Below are 12,454 nucleotides of genomic sequence, written 5' to 3' on the forward strand. Positions count from 1 at the left end.
CCAAAGCTCGGACCAATCTCTCACCAGGAAGAGCTGCGCCCTTGAAACGGATTTTCCCGTACCTCGCCCTGTGCACCTCGATCGCCGCCCACGCCGCTCCCCAGATCCCCGCCGAACGCCACCAGGCGCTGGCATATGATCCCTACTGGATTGCCCTCGGCCACTACGAGACCGGGAAGCTGGGCGGCTGGCGCAGCTATGTGGACGATTCCGAGTTCTTCCTGGCCGAAACGGGGGCGAACGACCCGGAAGCCGAACTGCGCGCCACCCTTGCCGCGCTCTATGCGCCGGCCGAGCAAGGCGACAAACATCCGCAATGCGTCTATCCCGCACGTACTCGCTGGCTGCGCGAGCAGCTCCAGCTCAGCGACCTGCCCCAGCCGGCTTGCGGCGAGTACAAGGCCTGGTACGCCGATATCAACCCGGATAGCACCGTGTTGGTGTTCCCCGCGGCCTACCTCAACAGCCCCTCCTCCATGTTCGGCCATACCCTGTTGCGGATCGACCAGCCGGACATCCACGAAAACAACACCGCGATGCTCAGCTATGCGCTGAACTTCGGTGCCTTCATCGAAGGGTCGGACAACAGCATCCTCTACGCCTGGAAAGGTCTGATGGGGGGCTATCCCGGCCTGTTCGCCCTGGTGCCCTACCGCGACAAGCTCAAGGAATACAGCCGCCTGGAGAATCGCGATCTCTGGGAATACCGCCTGAACCTCACCGCCGAGGAAACCGGGCGCATGGTGGAGCACGTCTGGGAGCTCAAGCAGATCCGCTTCGACTATTACTTCTTCGACGAAAACTGCTCCTACCGCCTGCTGGAACTGCTGGAGATCGCCCGTCCCGGAATCGAGCTCACCGACCAGTTCCCGATTACCGCCATCCCCACCGATACCGTGCGCGCGGTCAAGCAAGCCGGTCTGGTGGAGTCGATCGACTACCGCCCCTCGCGGGAAAAGGAACTGCTGGCGCGCGCCGAGCCGCTGGACCACGACGAACAGCAGTGGGTACGCCAGCTCGCCGAAAACGAACAGCTACTGAATGATCCAGCCTTCCTCGCCCAGCCCGCTCCACGCCGCGCCCTGATCCAGGACGCCGCCTTCCGCCTGGTTCGCTACCGCGCCACCGGGGAAGAGCGCACCCGCGAAAGCGCCACACGCAGCTACAAGCTGCTGCAGAGCATCAATCACAATCCGCCGCCGGAGCTGAGCCTGGACCGCCCCGGATTGCCCGAAGAAGGCCACGAATCGCGGACCTGGCAATTGGGCGCCGGTACCCGCGAGGACCGCGCCTTCGCCGAGTACGGCCTGCGCATGGCCTATCACGACCTCAATGACAACCTCTCCGGATTCCCGCTTGGCGCGCAGATCGAGATCCTCCAGCTCAAGCTGCGCCAGTACGAGGACAACCACTGGCAACTGCAGCGCCTGGACCTGGCTACCATCCGCTCCCTGACCCCGCGCGGGGACCTGCTCAAGCCTCTGTCCTGGCAAGTGGCCGGCGGCCTGGAGCGGGTATTGGGCGAGGATGGCGACGAACGCCTGGTCAGCCACCTCAATGGCGGTGTCGGCGGCTCCTGGCAACTCGGGGACGACGCCCTCGGCTTCGCCCTGGCGACCGCCCGCATCGAGCACAACGAAGACTTCGCGCCCTTCATCGCCACCGCAGCAGGCTTCAACACCGGGCTGCTCTGGCACAACCCGCTGGGCAGCCTCAGCCTGGAAGCGGCCGGCGACTATTTCCACAACGGCGAAGTCCGTCGCCGGTTCTCCCTCAACCAGCAATGGGATATTTCCCGCAACCTCGGCCTGCGCCTGACCGCGCAGCGGGAGTTCAGCCAGCTCGCCGCGCCGGTGAACGAAGTGATGCTGGAACTGAAGTGGTATCACTACTGACTGGCCAAACTGGACCTTGTAGGAGTGAATTTGTTCGCGATTAAACATCCACGTTCGTAGAACGTGGACTTGGGCTAGTCCCCTGGAAGGGGCAATTTAGTTCGGTCTGGGGCGTAGGGTGCGCTGCGCGCACCGACTTCAGGATCAGCTTCGACACCCGGTCAAACCGCCGGTGCGCACGGCGCACCCTACCGGATTGGCTTCATCCTGCTCCGGCAGATTCGAATCCTCACAGGCAGAGCCGATAACTCAGGACGTGGTTTCCCAAGTTCAAACGAGTTCGCGTACATATTTCACCTCCCTGCGCCACCGGTAAGATGCGCGCCCGGCCCGCCACAATGGGCCCAGAATGGTTACCACACCCTCGTCAGGCGATACAGATGAAGACTAGCGGCCCCCAATTGCTGGAAGTATCCAACGGCAAGCCGATCAAGCTCTGGACCCAGGGTGTGCCGGTGGAGGACGAAGCCCGTCAGCAGTTGATCAACACCGCGAAGATGCCTTTCATCTTCAAGCACCTGGCGGTGATGCCCGATGTGCACCTGGGCAAGGGCTCGACCATCGGCAGTGTGATTCCCACCGTCGGCGCCATCATTCCCGCCGCAGTCGGCGTGGACATCGGCTGCGGGATGATCGCCGCCCTCACCTCCCTGCACGCCCGCGACCTGCCGGACAACCTCCACGGTCTGCGCAGCGCCATCGAACGCGCGGTCCCCCACGGCAAGACCTTCGGCCGACATGACCAGGGCGCCTGGGATGATGTGCCGGATGCCGCCGACCAGGCCTGGCGGCCACTCGCCAGGCGCTTCAAGGTCATCACCGCGAAGTACCCGCGCCTGGAGAAGACCAACAACCGCCATCACCTGGGGACACTGGGCACCGGCAACCACTTCATCGAGGTCTGCCTGGACGAGACCGATCGCGTCTGGTTCATGCTGCACAGTGGTTCGCGCGGGGTAGGCAATGCCATCGGCACCCTGTTCATCGAACTCGCCCAGGCCGACATGCGCCAGCACATCGCCAACCTGCCGGACCGCGACCTGGCCTACTTCGAGGAAGGCAGCCGGCACTTTGACGACTACGTGGAAGCGGTGGGCTGGGCCCAGGACTTCGCCCGGCAGAACCGCGCCCTGATGATGCAGGCGGTTATAGACGCCGCCCGCAAGGCGCTCAAACGCCCCTTCGAAGCCAGCCTGGAAGCGGTCAACTGTCACCACAACTACGTGCAGAAGGAGCGGCACTTCGGCCACGAGGTGCTGGTGACGCGCAAGGGCGCGGTGTCTGCGCAGAAAGGCGAGCTGGGCATCATTCCCGGTTCCATGGGAGCCAGGAGCTTCATCGTCAGGGGCCTCGGCAACGAGGACGCCTTCTGTTCCTGCAGCCATGGCGCCGGTCGGGCGATGAGCCGTGGGCGGGCGAAAAAGCTGTTCACGGTGGAAGACCAGATCCGCGCCACCGCCCACGTCGAATGCCGCAAGGACAAGGACGTGATCGACGAGATCCCCATGGCCTACAAGGACATCGATGCCGTGATGGCGGCCCAGCGCGACCTGGTGGAAGTGGTGCATACCCTGCGCCAGGTGGTCTGCGTCAAGGGTTGAACGCCTTGACGTTTTCATCACAAGGCCCGCGCTAGAGTCGTTCGCAATCCTCTTTGCGCGTGCGCCCGCCCCTCGGCGCACGGGAGCCACCATGGCGTCGCGTCACGTCGCCCTCTTCATGCTTCTCGGCAGCCTGATCGCAGGCTGTGAAACCACCCATGACCACCTGATCGCCCAGGGCTATCCCCCCGCCTTCGCCGACGGTTTCGCCGATGGCTGCAGCAGCGGCCGCCAGGCAGCCGGGACCATCAGCGGGGAGTTCCGCAAGGACGTGCCGCGTTATCTCAAGGACGCAACGTACGCCGAAGGCTGGAGCGACGGTTTTCGCCAGTGCCAGGCGCAGGTGCAGAGCGAGGAGCGCCGCGATTTCGAGGATTGGCGCCGTGATCGGCACGATGATGAGTGGGAGCGGGACAGGAGCAACGCCATGGGGCGGGCGTTGCATCCGGATTGACGGCAATGAAACTGTGGGGGCGAATTCATTCGCCAAGCAGGTCGAAGGTCTGCCCTACAGACCTTGAAGGGGGCAGCTGCGCTGCCCTTGGCGAATGAATTCGCCCCTACAAGGCCTACAGCAGCGTTACACCACGCCCTGCGCCAGCATGGCATCGGCGACTTTCACGAAGCCGGCGATGTTGGCGCCCTTCACGTAGTTCACCCGACCGTTCTCTTCGCCATAGCTCACGCAGGCGTGGTGGATGTTCTGCATGATGCCGTGCAGGCGCTGGTCCACTTCACCCGCGGTCCAGTGCAGACGCATGGCGTTCTGGCTCATTTCCAGGCCGCTGGTAGCGACACCGCCGGCGTTGGAGGCCTTGCCCGGCGCAAAGAGGATGCCTGCTTCGTGGAATACGTCCACCGCTGCCAGGGTCGACGGCATGTTGGCGCCTTCGGCGACGCAGACACAGCCATTGGCCAGCAAGGCGCGGGCGTCGTCGGCATCCAGCTCGTTCTGGGTCGCGCAGGGCAAGGCGATGTCGCATGCCAGGGCCCAGGGACGCTGGCCAGGCAGGAAGCGCAGGCCTGGACCGGAGAGTTCGCTGAGGCGGCCACGACGGACGTTCTTGAGCTCCATCAGCGCTTCCCACTGCTCGACGGTCAGGCCCGCCTCGGCAAACAGGGTGCCTTCGGAGTCGGACAGGGAAATCACCTTGCCGCCCAGTTCCATCACCTTCTGTGCCGCGTACTGGGCCACATTGCCGGAACCGGAAATGGTCACGCGCTGGCCGTCGAAGTCACGACCGATGCCTTTGAGCATTTCCTGGGCGAAGTAGACGCAACCGTAACCGGTGGCCTCGGGGCGGATCAGGCTGCCGCCGTAGGCCAGGCCCTTGCCGGTGAATACCGAGGTGAACTCGTTGGACAGGCGTTTGTACTGACCGAAGAGGAAGCCGATTTCGCGTGCGCCAACGCCGATGTCACCGGCCGGCACGTCGAGGTCGGCACCGATGTGGCGGTACAGCTCACTCATGAAGGACTGGCAGAAGCGCATGACTTCGGCGTCGCTCTTGCCCTTGGGATCGAAGTCCGAACCGCCCTTGCCGCCGCCCATTGGCAGCGAGGTCAGGGAGTTCTTGAAGACCTGTTCGAAAGCGAGGAATTTCAGCACGCCCAGGTTCACCGAGGGATGGAAGCGCAGGCCGCCCTTGTAGGGACCGATGGCGCTGCTCATCTGCACACGGAAACCACGGTTGACGCGGACCTGCCCCTGGTCGTCGACCCACGGCACCCGGAACAGGACGGCGCGTTCCGGCTCGACGATACGTTCGACGATGCCGGCCTGCAGGTACTGTGGATGGGCTTCAAGGAATGGCCAAAGGCTGCGCAGTACCTCTTCCACGGCCTGATGGAACTCAGGCTGATCGGGGTCGCGCTGCTTGAGGCGCAGCAGGAAGGCGTCGACAGATTGCGTCATGACTCTCACCAATTTCTTCTTTTGTGAACAATTTATGGCGCGAGACTCTACCAATCTGGACAGCACCTCGATAGGGCAAAATGACGCATATCTGAATCTTTTTGGTGCATTAAATGTAAATCAGCACTGAAAGCAGCGAATTTCCGTACCTTAACGCTCTATTTACGGGGATTGGCGCCGCAACCAGCCGACCAATGGTCGCACCACGCCTGAGCATCCAGCGCACCAGTTCTGCCCATGGTCCTGACCCGTCATCAACGCGCGGACACTTTCAACACTTCTCGGGGATTGATGCCCATCGCGCTGCGTTTGCCGCGCATCACCACCGTGCCGTGGTCCGGCAGGGAATGCCAGACATCCTCCGCAACGCAGACACCGACGCCCATTGCCGCATCGTCCAGCACCAGCTCCACTCGGAACTGGCAGCCGAGGCCACCGTCAGCCTTGCCCAGAATCCGCGCGGCGAACTCGGAATCCTCCCCCAACCACTGGGTATATAGCGCGGCCGCTGGCACCTGCAGCGCGCCCCAGACCACCAGGATCAGGAGCGACCCCAGGACAGCGTGCAACTGCCAGCGCGCGCTGTCCGTCTCCAGCTGGAAGAGGCTGACGAAGCGCTCGCGCCAGGCCAGCCATGCATAAAGCCCGCTGCCGAGCACGAGGGCGCAGCCCACGGAACCGGCTTTCCAGGCAGGCGATGGGTAGAAGGAGAAATACAGGCCGCAGACCCCGAACAGCGCCAGGGACGAAAGCCAGAACAGGTAGTGATTGAATCCCTTCACGGAACCTCCTGAAACGACAACGGAGCCAAAGGGCTCCGTTGTCTTGTGATGCCTGCCCGGTAGGGTTACTGGGCCAGCTTCTTGTAACGCACGCGGTGTGGCTGGGCGGCAGCCTCGCCAAGGCGTTTCTTGCGGTCTGCCTCGAACTCGGTGTAGTTGCCTTCGAAGAAGTTCACCTTGCCGTCGTCCTCGTAGGACAGGATGTGGGTAGCGATACGGTCCAGGAACCAGCGATCGTGGGAAATCACGATGGCGGCGCCGGGGAAGTCCAGCAGCGCTTCTTCCAGCGCACGCAGGGTTTCCACGTCGAGGTCGTTGGACGGTTCGTCGAGCAGCAGCACGTTGCCGCCCTGCTTCAGGGTCAGGGCCAGGTGCAGGCGGCCACGCTCACCACCGGAGAGGTCCTTGACGAACTTCTGCTGGTCGGCGCCCTTGAAGTTGAAGCGGCCGACATAGCTGCGCGACGGGACTTCGTAGTTGCCGATCTTGATCTGCTCGAAGCCATCGGAAACCTGCTGCCATACCGTCTTGCCACCGTCGAGGATCTCGCGGCTCTGGTCGACGCTGGCGATCTGCACGGTTTCACCGATATCGATGGTGCCCGAGTCCGGTTGCTCCTTGCCGGTGAGCATGCGGAACAGGGTCGACTTGCCCGCACCGTTACCGCCGATCACGCCGACGATGGCGCCCTTCGGAATGCTCAGGGACAGGTCGTCGATCAGCACGCGATCGCCGTAGCCCTTGGTGACGTTCTGCAGCTCGATGACCTTGTCACCCAGGCGCGGACCGGCCGGGATGTAGATCTCGTTGGTTTCGCTGCGCTTCTGGAATTCCTGCGACTGCATTTCCTCGAAGCGTTGCAGACGGGCCTTGGACTTCGACTGGCGAGCCTTGGCGCCCTGGCGAACCCATTCCAGTTCGGCCTTCATGGCCTTGGCGTGGGAGGCTTCCTGCTTGGCTTCCTGGGCCAGGCGGTTGGCCTTGGATTCCAGCCAGCCGGAGTAGTTGCCCTCGAAGGGGATGCCGTGGCCACGGTCCAGCTCGAGGATCCAGCCGGCGACGTTGTCGAGGAAGTAACGGTCGTGGGTAATGGCTACCACGGTACCCGGGAAGTCGTGGAGGAAATGCTCCAGCCAGGCTACGGAGTCGGCGTCCAGGTGGTTGGTCGGCTCGTCCAGCAGCAGCATGTCGGGAGCGGACAGCAGCAGGCGGCACAGGGCCACGCGGCGCTTCTCACCACCGGAAAGGTGTTCGATCTTGGCGTCCCACTGCGGCAGGCGCAGGGCGTCGGCGGCGACTTCCAGCTGACGCTCCAGGTTGTGGCCATCGGAGGCCTGGAGGATGGCTTCGAGCTTGGCCTGCTCGGCGGCCAGGGCGTCGAAGTCGGCGTCCGGCTCGGCGTAGGCGGCGTAGACCTCGTCCAGGCGGGCCTGGGCCTGCTTGATTTCGCCCACCGCCTCTTCAACGATGTCGCGCACGGTCTTGGTCGGATCCAGCTTGGGTTCCTGGGGCAGGTAGCCGACTTTGATGCCAGGCATCGGGCGGGCTTCACCATCGATCTCGGTATCCACCCCGGCCATGATGCGCAGGAGGGTCGACTTACCCGCGCCGTTCAGACCGAGCACGCCGATCTTGGCGCCCGGGAAGAAGGAAAGGGAAATGTCTTTGAGAATCTCACGCTTCGGGGGCACGACTTTGCCGACCCGGTGCATGGTGTAGACGTATTGAGCCATGACAGACCTTGGTGCTGTAGCGAATGTGGAATAAGGCGGGGAGCGACAATAAGGGAACAGGCGCTCCCGCGCGCGTGCGGCAAAGCTACCGGAATGCACCGGGGAGGGCAAACAACACGCGACGGTCGTACTGGCACTTTGAGTGCCTTCAGGGCATGCTAGCCGCCCCGCGCGCCCGGTTGCGCGGGACACCCCGTCACCTGCCCATCGAGCAGTAGCAGGAACGCCATCCTTTGCCAGTCAGCCCCCGCCCTCCAGCCCAGCCTGAGCCAGGACTTCCCCTGGCCAACGCACCTGCGCGCGGCTCGGTAAAGGGCCTGCTGGCCGGCCTCGTGCTGCTGATGCTCGCCCTCCTCCTCTGGCAACTGCACCAGGAATATCGCCAGCTGCAGGACGGCGCCCGGGAGCGCAACTACACCCTGACCCGCGAACTGGCCAGCCACCTCGAGCTGGTCATGCAGATGAAGGCCGACGCCGTGCTCGCCCTGCTTCGCCAGCGACCGCCCAGGCCCGAGCTCGAAGACGAGCGGCTGGCGGAACTCGAGCTCGTTCGTCCGATTATGCCGGCGATCACCAGCCTGGCCTGGCTCAACCCCAACGGCGGCGTGCTCGACGATACCCAGACCGGCAGCGACGACGAACTGTTCCTCGCCAGCCTGGCCCAGCGCAGCGAGGGCCAGACCTACCATTTCGCCTTCAGCACCCTGGGTCGCGGCGAGATCTACCTGATCCTGCGCCAGTCGCCGCTACCCGAGCCCAGCGGCTACTGGGTCCTGCGCCTGGACGCCGAAGCCATTCGCACCTGGCTGCTCAAGCACGAGGACCGCGATTACCGCTGGCTGCTGGAAGATCGCTTCCTCCAGCGGGTCCTGGCACAGAGCGGCAAGCTCAGCCGCAGCAGCCCCATCGTGATGCCGGTGACCGCCGAGCAGGAAGGGCAGACCATTCTCGTTTCCGAGCTCCGGAACAGCGACTGGCAGCTGCGCGCCCTGCACGACGAACGCCAGGTACGCACGCGGCTGCTGCCCGAACTGCTCAGCAAGCTGCTGCTGTTCCTCATCAGCGCCAGCCTGGCGCTGATCGCCCTCTACTACCTGCAACGCGAACAACGCGGCCTGCGCGAACTCAATGCCGCATCGCGGCGCTCGCTACGCCAGGCCGCCAGCGCCCTCGGCGTGATCGAGGAACGCGTGCTGGTGACCCAGGTGGACGGCCGCCTGAGCTACCTCAACCCGCAGGCCGAATCGATGTTCGGCATCAGCGGCGCGGCGGCCCAGGACCATCACCTGCTGGCCCTGCTGCCGGGCCTGGACCCGCTGTTGCTCAACGCACCGGACCTGGACCATGAACTGGGTTCGGACCTGGTGCAGTTCCGGCGCAATGGCGAGACCCGCCTGCTGGCCGTCACCCGCAATGATCTCAACGACGGTAACCAGCTGCTGGGCTATGTCTGGGTGGTGCGCGACGTCACCGAAGAACAGCAAGCGCTGCGCGTATTGCAGGAAACCCGGCGGCGCTACCAGGACATCTTCGAAGGCAGCGGCATCGCGCTCTGCGTGCTCGACCTCGCTGAACTGCGCCGTTACCTGATCCGGCAAGGCATGCGCGATCACGCCAGCCTCGCGGCATGGGTCAAGGACAATCGCCAGCGTCACGCCGAAGCGCTGCGCCTGCTGCGTATCACCGAAGTGAACCAGGTGGCCATGCATTTGCTGGAAGTCAGCAGCAGCGAGCAGGCCTGGCGGCAGCTGATCGGTACCCACCCGCTGCGCGAGGGCGGCATCCGCTTCCAGGTGATGGCCGCCCTGCTGGGGGGCAACCGGCACCTGGAGATGGAAAGCCAGATCGTCACCGCCCAGGGTCAGGTCCGGCACATCTGGCTGGTATTGCACCTGCCGGACATGATCCAGGACCTCGAAGCCGTCACTCTCAGCATCAGCGACATCACCAGCCGCAAGCAGGTGGAGTTGTCGCTGATCGAGCGCGAGCGCTTCTGGTCCGACGTGGTGCTCGCAGTGCCCGACACCCTCTACGTGCACGACGTCATCAGCAAACGGGTGATGCTCACCAATAATCGCCTGGCCCAGCAGCTGGGTTATAGCCGCAGGGATGTCCTCAGGATGGGCGAGCGCTTCTGGGAAGAGCTGCTGCACCCCGACGACGAAGAACAGTACTGGCGCGTGCGCAATCTGCAGCAGGTCGTCGGCGATGGCGCGCTGCTGCAGTGCCAGCTGCGCTGGCGGCACAAGGACGGCAGCTGGCACTGGTTCGATATTCGCGAGCAGGCCCTGGCCCGCGATGACAAGGGCCGCGTCAGCCGCCTGATCGGCGTGGCGAAGGACATCACCGAGCAGATCGAGGCCACCGAATCCATGCGCGAGAGCGGACGCCGCTACCGCATGCTGGCCGAAAGTATCAGCGACGTGATCTTCACCACGGACAGCGAACTGCAGCTCAACTACGTCAGCCCGTCGGTCCTGCCGGTGCTGGGCTACAACGCCGACTGGGCCATCGCCAATGGTTTCCAGGGCATGGCTGCCGATCCGCGGCAGATGCTCGAGCTGTTCGAGCAGCTGGAGCAGATCCGCAGTGCCCTGGGCAACCCCCAGCGCCTGGCCGAGCTGCGCAGCCAGACGCCGGCGCGCTTGTTCCTGTTCGACTGCATGCGCGCCGATGGCCAGAAGATCCCGGTGGAACTGCGCACCATGTTGATGTGGGACGAATACGGGCGCTTCGAGGGCATGCTCGGCGTGGGCCGGGACATCAGCCAGCAACGCCGCGCGGAGAAAGACATGCGCATGGCGGCCACGGTATTCGAGCACTCCACCTCGGCGATCCTGGTCACTGACCCGGCGGGTTACATCGTCCAGGTCAACGAAGCCTTCTGCCGCATCACCGGCCACAAGGCCAATGATGTGCTGGACCAACTGCCGTCGATGCTCACCGCCGACCGTCAGCAAGCCAATCAGCTCAACTACATCATTGGCCAGCTCAACCAGCGCGGCAGTTGGGAAGGCGAGATCTGGCTCAAGCGCCGCGAGGGCGATACCTACCCGGCCTGGGTCGGCATCACCGCCGTGCACGACGAAGACGGCGACCTGGTCAGCTACGTCTGCTTCTTCAGCGACATCAGCGAGCGCAAGGCCAGCGAGCAGCGCATTCACCGCCTGGCCTACTACGACGGCCTGACCCACCTGCCCAACCGCACGCTGTTCCAGGACCGCCTGCATACCGCCCTGCAATACGCCGAGCGGAACCAGGAGTGGGTGGTGCTGATGTTCCTCGACCTCGACCGCTTCAAGCCGATCAATGACTCCCTTGGCCACGCGGCGGGCGACCGCATGCTCAAGGATGTGGCCGTGCGCCTGGCGGCCTGCGTCCACGAAGACGACACCGTGGCACGCATGGGGGGCGACGAGTTCACCCTGCTGCTGCAGCCGCGCGCCACCCGCGAGGGCGCCCTGAACCGGGCCGTGCATGTTGCCGAGCAGATCCTCGACAGCCTGGCCCGTCCGTTCGTCCTCGAAGGCCGCGAGTTCTTCGTCACCGCCAGCATCGGCATCGCGCTCTCCCCCCAGGACGGCCGCGAGCTGAGCCAACTGATGAAGAACGCCGACACGGCGATGTACCACGCCAAGGAACGCGGCAAGAACAATTTCCAGTTCTACCAGGCCGACATGAACGCCCGCGCGCTGGAACGCCTGGAACTGGAGAGCGACCTGCGCCACGCCCTGGAGCAGGGCGAATTCCTGCTCTACTACCAACCGCAGTTCTCCGGAGACGGCAAGCGCCTGACCGGCGTCGAGGCCTTGCTGCGCTGGCGCCATCCCAAGCGCGGGCTGGTTCCGCCGGGAGAGTTCGTTCCGGTACTGGAGGAACTCGGCCTGGTGGTCCAGGTGGGTGACTGGGTACTGGCCGAAGCCTGCCGTCAGCTCAAGGCCTGGCACCAGGAGAAGATGCGCCTGCCCAAGATCTCGGTGAACATCTCCGCCCGCCAGTTCGCCGACGGCCAACTGGCAGAGCGTATCGCCGCCATCATCGAAGACAGCGGCCTGCCAGCGGCCTGCCTGGAACTGGAGCTGACCGAGAGCATCCTGATGCGCGACGTGGCCGAAGCCATGGACATCCTCGAAAACCTCAAGCGCCTCGGCCTGTGCATCGCGGTGGACGACTTCGGCACCGGCTACTCGTCCCTCAACTACCTCAAGCAGTTCCCCATCGACGTGCTGAAGATCGACCGCAGCTTCGTCGACGGGCTGCCCGATGGCGAACGCGACGCCCAGATCGCCCGCGCCATTATCGCCATGGCCCATAGCCTGAACCTGGCGGTGATCGCCGAAGGCGTGGAAACCCAGGCCCAGCTCGACTTCCTCCGCGAGCACGGTTGCGACGAAGTCCAGGGCTACCTGTTCGGCCACCCGGTGCCGGCGGCGCGCTTCGAGCACCTGTTCGGCACCAGCGCCAACTTCATCCTCAGCTGAGGCGGCGTTCAGTCCTGGACGGTGATGGTGGCCATGAGGGCCACTTG

General features: G+C 64.4%; 7 protein-coding genes. 4 read left to right on the top strand and 3 right to left on the bottom strand.

Translation table 11 applies throughout. From position 1 onward, the window contains the following. Window positions 1-41 precede the first annotated feature (41 nt). The 3 genes from MnOB_RS15485 (at window position 42) to MnOB_RS15495 (ending at window position 3,950) form a co-directional block, all read left to right on the top strand. A complete protein-coding gene (locus tag MnOB_RS15485; protein ID WP_077525108.1) occupies window positions 42-1,895 on the top strand; it encodes an Lnb N-terminal periplasmic domain-containing protein in 1,854 nt (617 codons plus the stop codon). Window positions 1,896-2,275: 380 nt separating this feature from the next. Then, window positions 2,276-3,496, top strand: coding sequence for an RtcB family protein (locus tag MnOB_RS15490; RefSeq protein WP_077525109.1), 1,221 nt, complete (start codon window positions 2,276-2,278; stop codon window positions 3,494-3,496). 91 nt (window positions 3,497-3,587) lie between these two features. Continuing rightward, a complete protein-coding gene (locus MnOB_RS15495; protein WP_077525110.1) occupies window positions 3,588-3,950 on the top strand; it encodes a hypothetical protein in 363 nt (120 codons plus the stop codon). 126 nt (window positions 3,951-4,076) lie between these two features. On the opposite strand, the gene gdhA is transcribed toward MnOB_RS15495, so the two are convergent. The 3 genes from gdhA to ettA form a co-directional block, all read right to left on the bottom strand. Next, window positions 4,077-5,411 (bottom strand): NADP-specific glutamate dehydrogenase, encoded by a 1,335-nt coding sequence (gene gdhA / locus MnOB_RS15500; protein WP_077525111.1) that lies wholly within the window; start codon window positions 5,409-5,411, stop codon window positions 4,077-4,079. Between the two features lie 254 nt (window positions 5,412-5,665). Then, window positions 5,666-6,193, bottom strand: a complete 528-nt coding sequence (locus tag MnOB_RS15505; RefSeq protein WP_077525112.1) for a hypothetical protein — start codon at window positions 6,191-6,193, stop codon at window positions 5,666-5,668. Window positions 6,194-6,258: 65 nt separating this feature from the next. Continuing rightward, window positions 6,259-7,926 carry an energy-dependent translational throttle protein EttA gene (gene ettA, locus MnOB_RS15510; RefSeq protein ID WP_077525113.1) on the bottom strand — a complete coding sequence of 556 codons (1,668 nt, stop codon included), beginning with the start codon at window positions 7,924-7,926 and terminating at the stop codon, window positions 6,259-6,261. Window positions 7,927-8,159: 233 nt separating this feature from the next. On the opposite strand from ettA, the gene MnOB_RS15515 reads away from it, so the two are divergent. Then, on the top strand, window positions 8,160-12,407 hold the full coding sequence (locus MnOB_RS15515) for a sensor domain-containing protein (protein ID WP_475120348.1): 4,248 nt from the start codon (window positions 8,160-8,162) through the stop codon (window positions 12,405-12,407). The last annotated feature ends 47 nt before the right edge of the window (window positions 12,408-12,454 follow it).

The sequence above is a fragment of the Metapseudomonas resinovorans genome (assembly GCF_002003485.1).
Classification (GTDB): Bacteria; Pseudomonadota; Gammaproteobacteria; order Pseudomonadales; family Pseudomonadaceae; genus Metapseudomonas; species Metapseudomonas resinovorans_D.

What these genes read in the sequence shown, in the direction of transcription:
- gdhA (WP_077525111.1), bottom strand. Translation starts at nt 5,411, where the DNA reads ATGACGCAATCTGTCGACGCCTTCCTGCTGCGCCTCAAGCAGCGCGAC.
- MnOB_RS15495 (WP_077525110.1), top strand. Translation starts at nt 3,588, where the DNA reads ATGGCGTCGCGTCACGTCGCCCTCTTCATGCTTCTCGGCAGCCTGATC.
- ettA (WP_077525113.1), bottom strand. Translation starts at nt 7,926, where the DNA reads ATGGCTCAATACGTCTACACCATGCACCGGGTCGGCAAAGTCGTGCCC.
- MnOB_RS15490 (WP_077525109.1), top strand. Translation starts at nt 2,276, where the DNA reads ATGAAGACTAGCGGCCCCCAATTGCTGGAAGTATCCAACGGCAAGCCG.